The organism is Nocardioides sp. NPDC057772 (assembly GCF_042798075.1).
In the GTDB taxonomy this organism is placed as follows: domain Bacteria; phylum Actinomycetota; class Actinomycetes; order Propionibacteriales; family Nocardioidaceae; genus Nocardioides.
In genome coordinates this window covers 1-14,679 of the sequence record NZ_JBHVKN010000124.1, presented here as the reverse complement: position 1 = coordinate 14,679, position 14,679 = coordinate 1, and the positions used below count along the sequence as shown (strand labels likewise).

Genomic DNA, 14,679 nt, shown 5'->3' with positions numbered 1-14,679 from the left:
AGAATGTGGTTGTGGGCGACGAACCGCGAGTTTCGTCGCCCACAACTGACGATTCGGCCGCCAGGTGGCACCGCTCGCCACAAACCAGCGCCGAAGCGCCCCTCTCTGGACGGAGCGCAGCGGAGGAAGACGAGGGTCAAGCGGAGGTGCTGCGCGCATTGCGAAGCAATCGCAAAAAGTTCAGTACCAGCCGACGGACTGGGAGTGGCTCCAGGCGCCGCAGGGGGAACCGTAGCGGTCGTTGATGTAGCCGAGGCCCCACTCGATCTGGGTGGCGGGGTTGGTCTCCCAGTCGTCACCGGCGGAGGCCATCTTGGAGCCGGGGAGGGCCTGCGGGATGCCGTAGGCGCTGGAGGTGGGGTTGGCGGCGGTGTGGTTCCAGCCCGACTCCTTCTCCCAGAGCGGTTCGAGGCAGGAGAACTGGTCGAGACCCCAGCCGTAGTCGCCGAGCATCGACTTGGCGATGTCCTTGGGGTTGCGGAGATCGATCTCGATCTCCTCGACGCCGGCGATGGCTCGGACGTCGTTGCCGGCCGACAGCGCGGCCTGCTTGCCCGGGTCGGCGACCTCGCGGCGGTCACCGGCCGAACGCGACAGGGAGGAGGTCTCGTTGCCGCGGGCGGCGGACTCGGCCTCGATCGCGGCGCGCTGGGCGTCGGTCAGCTCGGGGATGCTGGCCGCCTCACCCGCGCTGAGCGTCGGGTCGTCGGTGGCGGGCCCGGTGTAGGCCACCCCACCTGCGACTGCGGCGCCGGTCCCGCCGAGGGCGAGAACGGAGAGGAGAAGAGTGGTCTTGGCGGTCGTACGCGCAGCCTTGTGCGGAACGTCGACAAGCGGATTCGCTGGCGCACCGCGATGTCGCGGGGCGCGATGAACAGGCTTGGACACGGGCTCTCATTCGGGGGCTGAGGCATTACAGACCCGCAAACAATGCATGAGCGACCAAGCCGTATCAAACCGGACGCACCGTTTGTAGGTCAGAAATGACCGTCCTGAGCATCACTTCCGTAACACGAGTCACACAGATAACAACCGCCCCAGACCTCACAGGCCTGGGGCGGTTGACGTGACAAGGATTACGGGACCACGTTCTCCAGCATCTCGGTGACGAGCGCCGCGATCGGCGATCGCTCGGAGCGGGTGAGGGTCACGTGCGAGAAGAGCGGGTGGCCCTTCAGCTTCTCGATCACCGCGACGACACCGTCGTGGCGTCCGACCCGGAGGTTGTCGCGCTGGGCGACGTCGTGGGTGAGCACGACCTTGGAGTTCGCTCCGATGCGGGAGAGCACCGTCAAGAGCACGTTGCGCTCCAGCGACTGCGCCTCGTCGACGATGACGAAGGAGTCGTGCAGCGACCGGCCACGGATGTGGGTCAGCGGCAGCACCTCGAGCATGCCGCGATCCATGATCTCGTCGATCACGTCCTGTGTGGTGACCGCGGAAAGGGTGTCGAAGACCGCTTGGCCCCACGGCGACATCTTCTCGTTCTCGGTGCCGGGCAGGTAGCCCAGCTCCTGGCCGCCGACGGCGAACAGCGGACGGAAGATGACCACCTTCTTGTGCTGGTTGCGCTCCATCACCGCCTCCAGCCCGGCGCACAGCGCGAGCGCGGACTTACCGGTGCCGGCCCGGCCACCGAGGGAGACGATGCCCACCTCCGGGTCGAGAAGCATCTCCAGCGCGATCCGCTGCTCCGCGGAGCGGCCGTGGATCCCGAAGGCCTCCCGGTCACCGCGGACCAGGTGGACCTGCTTGTCCGGTCCGACCCGGCCGAGCGCGGTGCCCCGGTCCGACATCAGCACCAGGCCCGTGTGGCAGGGAAGGTCGCGGGCGGCGTCGAGGTCGAGGACCCCGTCGTCGTAGAGCTCGTCGAGGTCCGCGGCGCTGACGTCCAGCTCCGCCATCCCAGAGTAGCCCGGGTCGGAGTCGTTGATCCGCTCGCCGCGGTAGTCCTCGGCCTTGAGGCCGACGGCGGACGCCTTGATCCGCATCGGCAGGTCCTTGGAGACCAGCGTGACGTCGAGCCCGTCACCCTGCAGGTTGCGCGCGACCGCGAGGATCCGGGTGTCGTTGTCCCCGAGACGGAATCCGCTCGGCAGCGAGGACGGGTCGGTGTGGTTGAGCTCGACACGGATCGTGCCGCCCTCCTCGCCGACCGGGACCGCCGTGTCGAGGCGTCCGTGGGTGACCCGCAGCCCGTCGAGCTGCCGGAGCGCGGAGCGGGCGAAGTAGCCCAGCTCCGGGTGGTGCCGCTTCCCCTCCAGCTCGGTGATCACCACCACCGGGAGCACGACCTGGTGCTCGGCGAAGCGCGTCATGGCCTTCGGATCCGAGAGCAGGACGCTGGTGTCGAGAACGAACGTCCGCGGGTGCGGTGACTCGCTCTCCGGAGAAGACTCCGACGCCGGTGTCGGAGCGGCCGACGTGTCGGCCTCGGTGACATGCTCGTTCGTGGGTCGGTTGGCCACGCGGATCACCTCTCGCGACCGGCTCATACACCCATGAGTCCGGCCATTTCATCGTCAATCAGATGGACCGGACGGTGGACCGTCAGTCGGGGTGCCGACCGCCTCACACCCGTCGGGATCGATGTGATCCTGACGCAGGTTCGGTTCGTGACTACTCACGTAACGGGCCTCCAGGTGCGACGGGAATTTGTTCCCCGCCGTTGGTACAACGCTACGACGCCGCACCAACGGTCCGTGGCAACACGAACGATTTTTCTTTGTGAACACCTGGTGACGCCACCGGTTTGTTCCACCCAGCGGTCAGCGCTGAGCGTCCCTCGTCTGGACGCAGCGGAGGTCGCAGACGATTCAGGTCACCTTCCGAGGCGACGCTCGCGGTGCGCGTAGGCCCGCAGGGCACGGAGGAAGTCCGTACGCCGGAAGTCGGGCCAGTAGGCCTCGCAGAAGTAGAACTCCGACTTCGCGCTCTGCCAGAGCAGGAACCCGCCCAGGCGTTGCTCCCCCGACGTACGGATGACGAGGTCGGGGTCGGGCTGGCCCTTGGTGTAGAGGTGGTCGGCGATGTGCTCGACGTCGATGATCTGGGCGAGCTCCTCCAGCGAGGTGCCGCGGCTGGCGTGCTCGTTGAGCAGGGCGCGTACGGCGTCGGCGATCTCGCGACGGCCGCCGTAGCCCACGGCGACGTTGACGAGCATCCCGTCGACGTCTCGGGTCGCCTCCTCGGCGGCCTTGAGCCGGTGGGCCAGCCAGTCGGGCAGCAGGTCGAGCGCGCCCACCGGGTGGAGCCGCCAGCGGCGTTCGTCGGCCAGCGAGTCGACTGCGTCGGCGATGATCTCGAGCAGGGGCGCGAGCTCCTCGGCGGGCCGGTTGAGGTTGTCGGTGGAGAGCAGCCACAGGGTGACCACCTCGATGCCGATCTCGTCGCACCAGGTCAGCAGCGGCTCGATGTTGGCGGCGCCGGCACGGTGGCCGTGGGCGGTCGACTGGCCGACCTCCTTGGCCCAGCGGCGGTTGCCGTCGAGCATCACCCCGACGTGCTTGGGCAGCTTGGAGGTGTCGAGCTTTCGCAGCATCCGCGCCTCGTAGGCGGGATACAGAATTCGACGTACGCCGTCCTTCCAGTCTGCCACGAGGAGAAGGGTATCGGCGGTGTGACGACATCACCCAGGGGGCCGCGATTCACCGGATCTTCAGGGTGGACCGATAACCTAGTGCTTCATGACTGAGATGACGGACGCGATGCGCCACAAGGTCGGCACCATCACCGACTCGGTCTCCTCGACCGTGCACGAGGCCCTCCCCAAGCTCCGCGGGTGGATCCACCTGGCCAGCGCACCACTCACTCTCGCCGCAGGGATCGTGCTGATCGTGCTCGCCCCGTCGGGCGCGCCCCGGCTCGGCGCGGCGGTGTTCACGATGGCCGCTCTGCTGCTCTTCACCGTCTCCGCGGTCTACCACCGCGGCAACGCGATGGGTAAGTGGAGCGCCCGCGCCCACACCATCCTGAAGCGCTGGGACCACGCCAACATCATGCTGATGATCGCGGGCTCCTACACCCCGTTCTCGCTGCTGCTCCTCGAGGGCACCACCCAGATCGTGCTGCTCTCGGTGGTCTGGACCGGAGCGATCCTCGGCGTCTTCTTCCGGGTGTTCTGGCCCGAGGCCCCGCGCTGGCTGTACGTCCCCAACTACATCGCGCTCGGCTGGGCGGCGATCTTCTTCATCCCGTCCTTCTTCTCCGGCGCCGTGGCCCTCGGCGTCGGCATCGGGATCGCCACGTTCACGCTGATCTGCGTCGGCGGGGCGCTCTACACCGCCGGCGGCGTGATCTACGGCTTCAAGCGGCCCAACCCGTGGCCGCAGTGGTTCGGCTTCCACGAGGTCTTCCACACCTTCACGATCCTGGCGTTCATCGTCCACTACACCGGCGTCTCGCTGGCGACGTACTCGCTGCGCTGAGGCTCGACCCGGGCCCGGGCCGCGGCCGCCTGCCGGGCCAGCACCGCGGTGAGGATCCCGGTGACCGCGAAGATCGCACCGAGCGCCATCCACCCGCCGGTGCCGTGGTCGATCGCGGTGGCGGTCACGACCAGCGGCGCGAGCATGTGGGCGAGCGCGTAGCCCATCTGGCTGACGCCCTGATAGGCACCGGCCCGCTCCTGGTCGGCGAGCTCGAAGGCCAGGCCCCAGCTGCCCGCCTCGCCCCGCGTCTCCGCGGCCGAGGCGGCCACCGCGGCGAGCAGCAGGAGCACGGTGGCGAGCGCGGGACCGGTGTAGGCCGCCGCGGCGAAGAGGACGCACGCACCGAGCAGCAGGAAGCCGGCGCCGCGTACGGCTCGCCCCGCCGTCGCGATGTCGTGGGTGCCGCGCGAGGCCCGCACCTGGAAGAGCGCGACGTAGACGGTGTTCACCACCAGGAGCACGGAGACCAGGACGGTCGGCGCGTCGGTGTGGTCGGCCACCCACAGCGGCACCCCGATCGACGTGACCCCGAAGTGGATCGCCATCACCCCGCTGAGCACGGTCGCGGTCACGTAGGTGCGGTCCCGCAGCGGTGAGGGCCCCTTGGCGACCGTGGGCCCGGAGCCTGCGTCCATCGCCTCGCCCAACCCTGCGACGCGGCGCCTGAGCCCGACGAGCGGCACCGCCGCGACCGTGGTGAGCACGCCGACGAGCACCATCGTGGCGCGATAGGCCGCGCCGGTGTCCACGGCCAGCGCCACCGCTGCGAGCAGCGTCCCGACCCCGATCATCACGTTCATGACCACCCGCAGCCGGGCACGTACGGCCACCCGCTCGGGACCGTCGAACCAGCGCGCGACCAGCGTCGACTGGGCGCTCGACTGGAAGCCCCGCGAGGCCGAGACCCAGGTCGCGACCAGCACGAACGCGACCACGTCCCGCGCCAGGGCATAGGCCAGCAGGGCGATCCCGTAGCTCGTCAGCGCCACCAACTGCACCCGGTCGGCGCCCCACCGGTCGCTGAGCCGCCCACCCGCGTACGTCGTCACGACGCCGACCGCGCCGGCGACGGTCAGGCCGATGCCCACGGTGACCGCCGAGAGCCCGACGGTCCGGGTGAAGTAGAGCGCGCTGACGGCGAAGAACATGCCCCGCGCGAGCGAGAGGGCGGCGATCGCGCCGACGAGCGGGCGCTCGACCGGATCGCTGGGAGGTCGGATCATGGGCCCAGTTGTCGCACCCGAGACCCGTCCAATGTTAACGATGTAGCGTATTGCTTCATGATCAGGTACGAGCTGGCCGGTCCCGACCTGAGCGAGGTCAGGTTCGCCATCTCGCCCCTCAACGAGCTCACCCTCTCGCTGCGCACGTTGCGCGACCCGGGGCGCTTCCCGCTCCACCTGCCGTGGATCCGCTCCGTGGGCTCCGCGGACCTGGATCGCGAGACCCTGCTCGCGCTGACCAACGACCGGCTCTGGACCCCGGACTTCCTCAACCCGCGGCCGCGCAACCCACTGGCACGGCTCGACGACGAGCTCGCGGTCGTCGCGGCGACGCCTCCGGACCGCGTCCGTGCCGACCTCGACGCCGTCCATTTCGACGGCGCCCCGCCCGCGGTCCTGAGCGGACGCCCGCAGGCGGTGCTGCGTCGCGTGGTCGCCGCTCTCCGCGGCTACTGGGACGCCTGCTTCGAGCCGCACTGGCAACGGATGCGGGCGGTGCTCGAGGCCGACATCGTCTACCGCGGCCGCACGATCGTCCACTCCGGCATGGCCGCGATGTTCGCCGACATCTCCCCACGGGTCTCTCTGGCCGACGACGTCCTCTCGATCCGGCTCACCACCTCGAAGGTCGACTACCGGCGTACGACCGCGGGCGTCGGGCTCACCGTGGTGCCCACCCTGTTCACCCGCAACCCGTCGACCCCGATCTCACCGAAGGAGCCGCCGGTCATGTTCTACCCGGCGCGCGGCCTCGGCACCCTGTGGACGACCGACCGGCCGCAGGCGCCGCAGGCGCTGCGTGACCTCATCGGCGAGACCCGCTCCGGGCTGCTCACCATGCTGGAGGCCCCGGCGTCCTCGACCGAACTGGCCGTACGTCTCGGGGTCACCACCACGGCCGTCAACCAGCATCTCCGAGCGATGCGCGCTGCCGGGCTCCTGACCTCGGCCCGCCACGGCCGGTCGGTCCTCTACCTCCGCTCGGACCTGGGCGATCGTTTCGTCCACGCCGCGACATGAAAGGGGCGCACGGCCACCGGCCGCGCGCCCCCTCGCCATCGGCGAGTCTCACATGTGCAGAGGCTCGACGACGCTGTCGTCGCCGCCCTTGCCCACCCGCGAGTTGCGGTAGCTGTAGAGGAAGTAGATCGCGAAGCCGATCGCCATCCACACCAGGAACCGCAGCCAGGTCTCGATGCTCAGGTTGAGGGTCAGGTAGATGCAGATCAGCGCTGCCACGATCGGCAGCACCGGGTTGAACGGCACCTGGAACGAGCGCGGCAGGTCGGGGCGACGCTTGCGCAGGACCGGCACCGCGATCGAGACCAGGGCGAAGGCGGTCAGGGTGCCGATGTTCACCATCTCCTCCAGCCGGCCGACCGGGGTGAAGGTCGCCACGACGGCGACGACGGCGCCGACGATGAAGGTGAGCCGAAGCGGCGTACCGGTCTTCGGGTTCACGTGCGCGAGCCGCACCGGGAGGAGCCCGTCGCGGCTCATCGCGAAGAGCACCCGGACGGCTCCGATGATCAGCGTCATCACGACCGTGGTCAGACCCGCGACGGCGCCTGCCGAGATCAAGGTGGCGAAGCCGCCCTGCCCGACATCACGGAACGCCGTGGCCAGGGCAGCGCTGGTGTCGATCTCGTCGTACTTCACCATGCCGGTGATGACCAGCGCGACGGCGACGTAGAGGATCGTGCAGATCACCAACGACCCGATGATGCCGCGCGGCAGGTCACGCTGCGGGTTCTTGGCCTCCTCGGCGGTGGTGGCGACGACGTCGAAGCCGATGTAGGCGAAGAAGACCACCGAGGCGGCCGAGATGATCCCGAGGACGCCGAAGGTCTGCGGCTCGAGACCGAACGCCCACTGGATCAGGGGCTGGTGGATGCCTTCGGACTCGACGCCGCCGGCACGCGCGGGGATGAACGGGTCGTAGTTGGCCCCGGACACGTAGAACAGCCCGGCGACGATGACGAAGCAGACGATGAAGAGCTTGATCGCGACGAGCACGAGGTTGACGCGCAACGACTCCTTGATGCCGATGGCGATCAGGCCGACGAGCGCGACGACCAGCAACAGCGCAGCCAGGTTGAAGTCGCCGAAGGCCGGCTGGTCCTGCGGACCGAGGTGGGCCGGCCAGGTGATGCCGATCTCGGCCAGGAAGGTCACGAAGTAGGCGCTCCAGCCCTGAGCGACCACTGAGGCCGCCAGGACCATCTCCAGGATCAGGTCCCAGCCGACGATCCACGCGAGCATCTCCCCGAGGGTGGCGTAGGAGAACGTGTACGCCGACCCGGACACCGGCACCGACGAGGCGAACTCCGCGTAGCAGAGCGCCGCCAGGCCACAGCAGATCGCGGCGATGACGAAGGAGAAGACCACGCCCGGGCCGGCGTACTGGGCCGCGGCCCGACCGGTCAGGGTGAAGATCCCCGCTCCGATGATGACGCCGATCCCGAAGACCGTCAGGTCAACCGCGGTGAGCCGCTTTTTGAGCTGGAACTCCGGGGTTTCGGCATCGGCAAGGGACTGCTCGATGGACTTGGTGCGCCAAACAGACATGAGGGATAGCAAACCATCTCGTCAGGTGGACTCGACGGGGCGGGGTGCGGGTCGTCACATCTTGCACCGGAAGCTGCTCGCCTCCGAGACCGGTCCCCCGACGTACGCAGGCCACGTCGGCCACTCGCACAACGGCCGGGTTCGGTTGGCGCCGGGGTTGCCGTCGGTGACCACCTGGTTCTCGTCCGGAGCGACCCCGTCCTCGGCCCACTTCTCCAGCGTGGTGAGCGAGTCGTAGGAGGCGGAGTACGCCACCGGGGCGAAGTTGGCGTGGTTGGCACCGGGCACCAGGTAGAACCGCGAGAACTCTGACGTCGCCCGCTTGCCCATCACCCGCTGGACGCGCTGGTAGTAGTCGATCGTGGAGCGGTGGCTGACCAGCTCGTCGGCGGCGCCGTGGACCAGGATCAGCCGGCCGCCGGAGCGGGCGAACGGGCGCAGGTCGGCGTCGTTGACGTCCTGGAGCGCGGTCAGCTCGCTGATCCGACGCTGCCACTTCCCCGGGGCGGCCGGGTCGATCGCGAAGGGGCTGATCTGCGGGTCGCGGGCGACGAAGTACTTGGCCCACTGGTTCCAGAACTGCATGCCGTAGCCGGCGGTCACGGGCATCGGGTCGGCAGGCGCGGTCGTGCCGAAGCCGAGGATCGGGGTGGACATCCGCGCCCCCGACAGCACCGGGAAACCGGGGTAGCCCCACTCCCCGCTCGCGACCCGGTAGGGCAGCCGCCAGCTGCCGTCGGCGGCGATCACCGCGTCGACCTGCTCGCGCGAGAGACAGGTGGCGCCCGGCGTCTCGCCCTCTCCGCACAGCAGCGTCTCCGGGTCGAAGTCACAGCCGGCCTCGTCGGAGACGACGCCGTCCTCGACGCCGTCGCCACCGTCGCAGGCGGCCAGGACCCGCTGGGCGACCAGGTCCTGCTGGACCTTCGACGGGAACGCACCCGGCTTGGCGAACTCGTGGGTGATCCGGCCGAAGAAGAGGTCGAGCGTGGCGGCGTTCCAGGCGGGATAGGCGGAGATCACGCCGTCGAAGTCGCGCGGCCAGCGCTGCGCGACCGCGAGCGCCTCGCGGCCGCCGGTCGAGCCGCCGGCGAAGTAGGCGGTGCCGGGCGCGCGCCCGAACGCCTTCGCGATGACGAACCGGGCGGTGTCGTGCACCTTCTTGAGCGCGTCACCCGAGAAGTTGCGCAGCGCCTCGTCGTTCTGACCGAACCAGCCGTCGAGGCTGGCGATCGGGTGGCGGGTGGTGTCGGCCTGGTGGCCGGAGTCGCTGGCGTAGGTCGCATAGCCGCGCCCGAGCGGGGTGCGCTGGTCGACCGGGCCGAAGGGCACGTTCTGGGCGAGGTTGGGGACGGTGCCGTTGTAGCCGCCGCCTCCGAACATCATCGTCTTCCCGTTCCAGCCCTCCGGCAGCGCCAGGCCCATCCGGATGTCCGGGGCCGCGGGGTCGACCGGGTGGATCGCGATGTCGGCGCGGCAGTAGGCCGGGAGTGCGGTCGGGCCGGTCCCGGAGGCCGGCATCGACGTCGTCGCGGTGACCTCGGCGCCGGTGGTCGGCAGGCCGATGCGGTGCGCGGGGATCCTCAGCCCGGCGAGCGCCGAGCAATCGGTGGTGCTCGCCGACGGTACGGCGCTCGCGGGCACCTGGCCGGCGACCAGGGCCGCGGCGGCGAGAGCCAGCGACGAGCCGAAGGTCAGGAATCTGCGTACGAGGGTGCGGGGCATGGCTCAAGGATCGCGACGCGGTGTGACGTGCGCCATGTGGACCGCGCACACAACTACGCGGCCGGAGGTGTGGCCAGGGCTCGACGGGTCGGCATGGTTGCATGCCACACAACAGACCGGCCCACTGTGTCCCGAACCCCTATGGCGTACGTCTCACCACTTCCCTAGCGTCGCCTCTGTGACGAGCACCACACCGACTCAGGACTGGGCTCTGCGGACCGAGGGCCTCACCAAGGACTTCCGCGGCTTCCGGGCGGTCAGCTCTGTCGACCTGGAGGTCGCCGAGGGCACCGTCCACGCGCTCGTCGGCCCGAACGGCGCCGGCAAGACGACCCTGTTCAACCTGCTCACCGGGTTCCTCAAGCCGACCAGCGGGCGGATCACGGTCTTCGGTGACGACGTCACCGGGATGGCACCGGAGCGGATCACCCGGCACGGGGTGGCCCGCTCCTTCCAGATCACGAGCCTGTTCGAGAACCTCACCCCGCGCGAGCACGTGGAGATCGCACTCCAGGGGCTCACCAACCAGGGGCTGAGGTTCTGGCGCTCGGAGAAGCTGCTGGGGCGGCGCCGCGAGGAGGTCGACCGGCTGCTGGCCGAGGTCGGCCTGACCGAGCTGGCCGACAAGCCGACCGGCCTGATGGCGTACGGCCAGAAGCGGGCCCTCGAGCTCGCCCTCGTGCTCGCCGTCGAGCCGAAGCTGCTGCTGCTCGACGAGCCGACGGCCGGGATGGGCATCGAGGACGTCGACCGCACCATCGAGCTCGTCCGGCGCATCGCCGCGGGCCGCACGGTCGTCTTCGTCGACCACAACATGCACGTCGTCGCCCACCTGGCCGACCGCGTCACCGTCCTGCAGCAGGGCTCGGTGCTCGCCGAGGGCGCCTACGACGAGGTCCGCGCGGATCCCCGCGTCATCACCGCCTACCTCGGGGAGGCTCACAGTGCTTGAGATCGAGAACCTGAGCGCCTGGTACGGCGAGGCGCAGGCCCTGCGCGAGGCCACGCTGAGCGTGGCCGAGGGCGAGGTCGTCACCCTCGTCGGCCGCAACGGCGCCGGCAAGACCACCCTGGTCCGCTGCCTGATGGGACTCCACAAGCACCTCACCGGGTCGGTCCGGCTCGACGGCCGTGACATCACCACGCTGCCCGCGCACAAGCGGGCCCGCGCCGGGCTCGGCTGGGTGCAGGACGACCGCGGCATCTTCGCCAACCTGAGCGTGGAGGAGAACCTCCTGCTGCCGCCGCGCGTCTCGGAGTCCGCGTGGACGTTGGAGCAGGTCTACGACGCCTTTCCGGCTCTCGGCAGCCGTCGGCGAGCGGGCGGGACGACGCTCTCGGGGGGTGAGCAGCAGATGCTCGCCGTCGCCCGCGTGCTCCGCACCGGCGCCCGGGTGCTCCTTCTCGACGAGCCCTCCGAAGGGCTCGCCCCCGTCATCGTCGCCCAGATCGGCGACATCGTGCGGACCGCGAAGCAGTCCGGGATCGGCGTGCTCCTGATCGAGCAGAACGTACGTTTCGCCGCCACCGTCGCCGACCGCCACTACCTGCTCGCCCAGGGCCGCCTGGTCGAGAGCCTCGACAACGACGAGTTCGTCGAACGTCAGGACGAGCTGCTCGAACACCTCGGGATCTGACGTACCGCCCAGCAACAGCGCAGTCCCAACCCCCGCGAGGAGAGACACGATGAACAAGCGACGCACAGTTGCCACCGCCTCGATGGTGATGGCAGGTGTCCTGGTCACCGCAGGCTGCGGCGCCGGCGGTCCTGCTGCTGCCGGAGGCGACTTCACCGACGACAAGGTGGTCCTCGCCCTGCTCAACGACGCCTCCGGTGTCTACAAGGACGTCTCCGGCCCCAACTCGAAGATCGCGATCCAGATGGCGATCGACGACTACCAGGAGAAGTACGGCGACGAGGCCGTGGTCGACGACATCGAGGTGACCTCCGCCGACCACCAGAACGAGCCCGACATCGCCAACACCAAGGCCCAGGAGCTCTACGACCGCGAAGGCGCCGACGTGATCCTGGACGTGCCGACCTCGTCGGCCGCGCTGGCCGTCGCGACACAGGCGAAGAACAAGAAGAAGCTCTACATCAACATCGGCGCCGGGACGACCGAGCTCACCGGCGGGCAGTGCAACAAGTACACCTTCCACTACGCCTACGACACCTGGATGCTGGCCAACGGCACCGGCACCGTCGTCACCGAGGAAGGCGACAAGAACTGGCAGCTGATCTACCCCGACTACGCCTTCGGCCAGGACATGGTGAAGTCGTTCACCGGTGCCATCGAGGCCGGCGGCGGCAAGGTCGCCGGCACGATCGCGACGCCGTTCCCGAACGACAACTTCGCGACGTACATCACCAAGGCAGGGGCCGCGAAACCGCAGGTCATCGGCACCATGCACGCTGGCGGTGACCTGATCAACCTGGTCAAGCAGTACAACGAGTCCGGGCTGAAGGACCAGGGCATCGACCTGGCCGTCGGGCTGATGTTCATCTCCGACATCCACTCGCTCGGCGTCGAGGCGTTCGAGGGCACGATCTTCACCGACGCCTGGTACTGGAACCTCGACGAGAAGTCGCGCGAGTGGGCCGACCGGTTCATGGAGGAGACGGGCGACCGGCCGACGTACGCCCACGCGGGCAACTACTCGGCGGCCCTGCAGTATCTCGAGGCGGTCCAGGCGGCCGGCACCGACGACGCCGACAAGGTCGTCGAGGAGCTCGAGGGCAAGAAGGTCGAGGACATGTTCCTGCGCAACGGCGAGATCCGCGCCGAGGACCACCGGGTCATCCACGACGTCTACCTGGCCCGGGTCAAGGGCCCGGCCGACGTCAAGGAGGACTGGGACTACGAGGAGATCATCAAGACGATCCCGGCCGAGGAGGCGTTCCGCCCGGCGGCGGAGTCCGGCTGCTCGATGTAGCCGCATTCGAGGTCGAGAGGGATTGGTATGAACGCGGTTCTGCAGTACACCGTCCAAGGGCTCGCGGCCGGCAGCTTCTACGCGCTGGCCGCGCTCGGCCTGGCCGTCATCTTCGGGGTGCTGGGCGTGGTCAACTTCGCCCACGGCGCCTTCTACATGCTGGGAGCGGTCGCCGCCGCGGTGCTCCTGGACACCGTCGGGATGAGCCTGTGGCTGGCGCTGATCGTGGTGCCGCTGCTGATGCTGGTCTTCGGGATGCTGGTCGAGCGGCTGCTGGTGCAATGGCTGCTGCCGCTCGACCCGCTGTACAACCTGCTGCTCACCTTCGGGCTCACCCTGCTGCTGGTCGACCTGGTCAAGCGCCGCTACGGGGTCTCGGGCCTGCCCTACGAGCGCCCCTCGGCACTCGACGGGCGGGTGCAGCTGGGTGGCGTCGGGCTGCCGGTCTACCAGCTCTTCGTGATCGGTGTCGCGCTGCTCGTCTGCCTCGCCGTCTGGCTGCTGATGACGCGTACGCGGGTGGGGATGATCGTCCGGGCCGCGACCGAGCGGGCGGAGCTCGCGGGTGCGCTCGGGATCAACGTCGGGCGCTGGGTGACCCCGGTCTTCGGCTTCGGAGTCGCACTCGCCGGGCTGGCCGGGGTGCTGGCGGCACCGTTCCGGGCGATCACCGCCGAGATGGGCAGCGACTTCATCATCATCCTGTTCGCGGTGGTGGTCATCGGCGGGCTCGGCTCGATCGTCGGTGCCGTCGTCGGCGGCTTCCTGGTCGGGCTCGTGGAGGCGTTCGGGCAGGCGTACGCCCCGACCTTCGCGCAGGTGCTCATCTTCGTGCTCATGGCGGTGGTCGTGCTGGCTCGGCCGGCCGGTCTCTTCGGTCGAGAGGAGGCGACGGCATGACGTCGATCGCGACCGCTGGCGCAAGCGTCAGCGAACAGCACGCGGCGATCGCCGGGGCGCGGCCGTGGCAGCGGCTGGTGCTGCTGGCCGTCGGTCTGGTGGTGGCGCTCGGGCTGCCATGGTTCGTCTACCCGCCGGTGGCGATGGACATCGCCGCCTGGGCGCTCTTCGCGGTGGCTCTCGACCTGCTGCTCGGCTACTGCGGGCTGCTCTCGTTCGGGCACGCCGCATTCTGGGGCGGCTCGGCGTACGCCACCGGGTTGATCGCGATCCACCTCGGTGTCCCCTTCCCGGTCGCGGTGCTCGGCGGAGCGCTGTTCGCGATGGTCCTGGCGGTGCCGATCGGCTATCTGTCGGTGAAGCGGTCCGGGATCTACTTCGCGATGGTCACCCTGGCCTTCGCGCAGATGCTCTTCTTCATCGCCAACCAGGCCTCCTCGCTCACCGGCGGGGAGAACGGGCTCCAGGGCGTGCCGCGGTCGTTCTTCGGGATCGAGGCGGTCGAGACCGACTCGTTCTTCTTCTACTACGCGGCGCTGCCGATCATCCTGCTCGGGATGTGGGCCGCCTGGCGGATCGTCCACTCCCCCTTCGGGCGGGTGCTGGTCGCGATCCGCGACAACGCGCCCCGGGCCCGGGCGCTGGGCTACGACGTGGAGCGCTACAAGCTCATCGTCTTCGTGCTCTCGGCCGGGCTCTCCGGCCTGGCCGGCGGCGTCTTCGCCGTCTCGCACGGCTTCGTGGCGCTCCCCGAGCTGCACTGGGCCACCTCCGGCGAGGTCGTCCTGATGACGGTGTTGGGTGGCATCGGGACGCTGTGGGGTGGGGTCATCGGCGCCGGGCTGATCGTGATGCTCGCCGACTACCTGGCCTCGTCCGGGTTCGACGGCATCGGGATC

At 69.4% G+C, this 14,679-nt stretch carries 13 protein-coding genes; 7 read left to right on the top strand and 6 right to left on the bottom strand.

Annotated elements, in window-relative coordinates; translation table 11 throughout:
* Positions 1 to 180: 180 nt before the first annotated feature.
* The 3 genes from ACFVJS_RS18715 to ACFVJS_RS18705 all read right to left on the bottom strand — a co-directional run bounded on the left by ACFVJS_RS18715 (position 181) and on the right by ACFVJS_RS18705 (position 3,598).
* Positions 181 to 888, bottom strand: a complete 708-nt coding sequence (locus ACFVJS_RS18715) for a lytic transglycosylase domain-containing protein (protein WP_378883293.1) — start codon at positions 886 to 888, stop codon at positions 181 to 183.
* Between the two features lie 188 nt (positions 889 to 1,076).
* Entirely contained in the window at positions 1,077 to 2,468 is a 1,392-nt protein-coding gene (locus tag ACFVJS_RS18710) for a PhoH family protein (RefSeq protein ID WP_378883291.1), read from the bottom strand.
* A gap of 353 nt (positions 2,469 to 2,821) precedes the next feature.
* Complete coding sequence (locus ACFVJS_RS18705) at positions 2,822 to 3,598, bottom strand: isoprenyl transferase (RefSeq protein ID WP_378883288.1); 777 nt, start codon at positions 3,596 to 3,598, stop codon at positions 2,822 to 2,824.
* Between the two features lie 88 nt (positions 3,599 to 3,686).
* On the opposite strand from ACFVJS_RS18705, the gene ACFVJS_RS18700 reads away from it, so the two are divergent.
* Positions 3,687 to 4,427: a hemolysin III family protein gene (locus ACFVJS_RS18700; RefSeq protein WP_378883286.1), complete on the top strand. Its 741-nt coding sequence runs from the start codon at positions 3,687 to 3,689 to the stop codon at positions 4,425 to 4,427.
* On the opposite strand, the gene ACFVJS_RS18695 is transcribed toward ACFVJS_RS18700, so the two are convergent.
* Entirely contained in the window at positions 4,388 to 5,653 is a 1,266-nt protein-coding gene (locus ACFVJS_RS18695) for an MFS transporter (protein ID WP_378883283.1), read from the bottom strand. The two genes, ACFVJS_RS18700 and ACFVJS_RS18695, sit on opposite strands and share 40 nt — an antisense overlap.
* A gap of 57 nt (positions 5,654 to 5,710) precedes the next feature.
* Between ACFVJS_RS18695 and ACFVJS_RS18690 the strand changes: the two genes are divergently transcribed.
* On the top strand, positions 5,711 to 6,673 hold the full coding sequence (locus ACFVJS_RS18690) for a DUF5937 family protein (RefSeq protein ID WP_378883281.1): 963 nt from the start codon (positions 5,711 to 5,713) through the stop codon (positions 6,671 to 6,673).
* 48 nt (positions 6,674 to 6,721) lie between these two features.
* On the opposite strand, the gene ACFVJS_RS18685 is transcribed toward ACFVJS_RS18690, so the two are convergent.
* Together ACFVJS_RS18685 and ACFVJS_RS18680 are read right to left on the bottom strand one after the other, a co-directional pair.
* Positions 6,722 to 8,221 carry an amino acid permease gene (locus ACFVJS_RS18685; protein WP_378883279.1) on the bottom strand — a complete coding sequence of 500 codons (1,500 nt, stop codon included), beginning with the start codon at positions 8,219 to 8,221 and terminating at the stop codon, positions 6,722 to 6,724.
* Positions 8,222 to 8,275: 54 nt separating this feature from the next.
* Positions 8,276 to 9,946 (bottom strand): tannase/feruloyl esterase family alpha/beta hydrolase, encoded by a 1,671-nt coding sequence (locus ACFVJS_RS18680; protein WP_378883276.1) that lies wholly within the window; start codon positions 9,944 to 9,946, stop codon positions 8,276 to 8,278.
* 67 nt (positions 9,947 to 10,013) lie between these two features.
* Between ACFVJS_RS18680 and ACFVJS_RS18675 the strand changes: the two genes are divergently transcribed.
* The 5 genes from ACFVJS_RS18675 to ACFVJS_RS18655 all read left to right on the top strand — a co-directional run.
* Positions 10,014 to 10,898 carry an ABC transporter ATP-binding protein gene (locus ACFVJS_RS18675; protein ID WP_378883296.1) on the top strand — a complete coding sequence of 295 codons (885 nt, stop codon included), beginning with the start codon at positions 10,014 to 10,016 and terminating at the stop codon, positions 10,896 to 10,898.
* Entirely contained in the window at positions 10,891 to 11,583 is a 693-nt protein-coding gene (locus ACFVJS_RS18670) for an ABC transporter ATP-binding protein (RefSeq protein ID WP_378883274.1), read from the top strand. The genes ACFVJS_RS18675 and ACFVJS_RS18670 overlap by 8 nt, the downstream gene beginning before the upstream one ends.
* Before the next feature lie 49 nt (positions 11,584 to 11,632).
* Positions 11,633 to 12,880 (top strand): ABC transporter substrate-binding protein, encoded by a 1,248-nt coding sequence (locus ACFVJS_RS18665; RefSeq protein ID WP_378883271.1) that lies wholly within the window; start codon positions 11,633 to 11,635, stop codon positions 12,878 to 12,880.
* Positions 12,881 to 12,907: 27 nt separating this feature from the next.
* A complete protein-coding gene (locus ACFVJS_RS18660) occupies positions 12,908 to 13,780 on the top strand; it encodes a branched-chain amino acid ABC transporter permease (protein ID WP_378883268.1) in 873 nt (290 codons plus the stop codon).
* Positions 13,777 to 14,679, top strand: a 903-nt coding sequence (locus tag ACFVJS_RS18655; protein WP_378883265.1) for a branched-chain amino acid ABC transporter permease, incomplete at its 3' end; no start/stop codon positions are given. The genes ACFVJS_RS18660 and ACFVJS_RS18655, both read left to right, overlap by 4 nt.

What these genes read in the sequence shown, in the direction of transcription:
- ACFVJS_RS18695 (WP_378883283.1), bottom strand. Translation starts at nt 5,653, where the DNA reads ATGATCCGACCTCCCAGCGATCCGGTCGAGCGCCCGCTCGTCGGCGCG.
- ACFVJS_RS18665 (WP_378883271.1), top strand. Translation starts at nt 11,633, where the DNA reads ATGAACAAGCGACGCACAGTTGCCACCGCCTCGATGGTGATGGCAGGT.
- ACFVJS_RS18700 (WP_378883286.1), top strand. Translation starts at nt 3,687, where the DNA reads ATGACTGAGATGACGGACGCGATGCGCCACAAGGTCGGCACCATCACC.
- ACFVJS_RS18660 (WP_378883268.1), top strand. Translation starts at nt 12,908, where the DNA reads ATGAACGCGGTTCTGCAGTACACCGTCCAAGGGCTCGCGGCCGGCAGC.
- ACFVJS_RS18690 (WP_378883281.1), top strand. Translation starts at nt 5,711, where the DNA reads ATGATCAGGTACGAGCTGGCCGGTCCCGACCTGAGCGAGGTCAGGTTC.
- ACFVJS_RS18680 (WP_378883276.1), bottom strand. Translation starts at nt 9,946, where the DNA reads ATGCCCCGCACCCTCGTACGCAGATTCCTGACCTTCGGCTCGTCGCTG.
- ACFVJS_RS18685 (WP_378883279.1), bottom strand. Translation starts at nt 8,221, where the DNA reads ATGTCTGTTTGGCGCACCAAGTCCATCGAGCAGTCCCTTGCCGATGCC.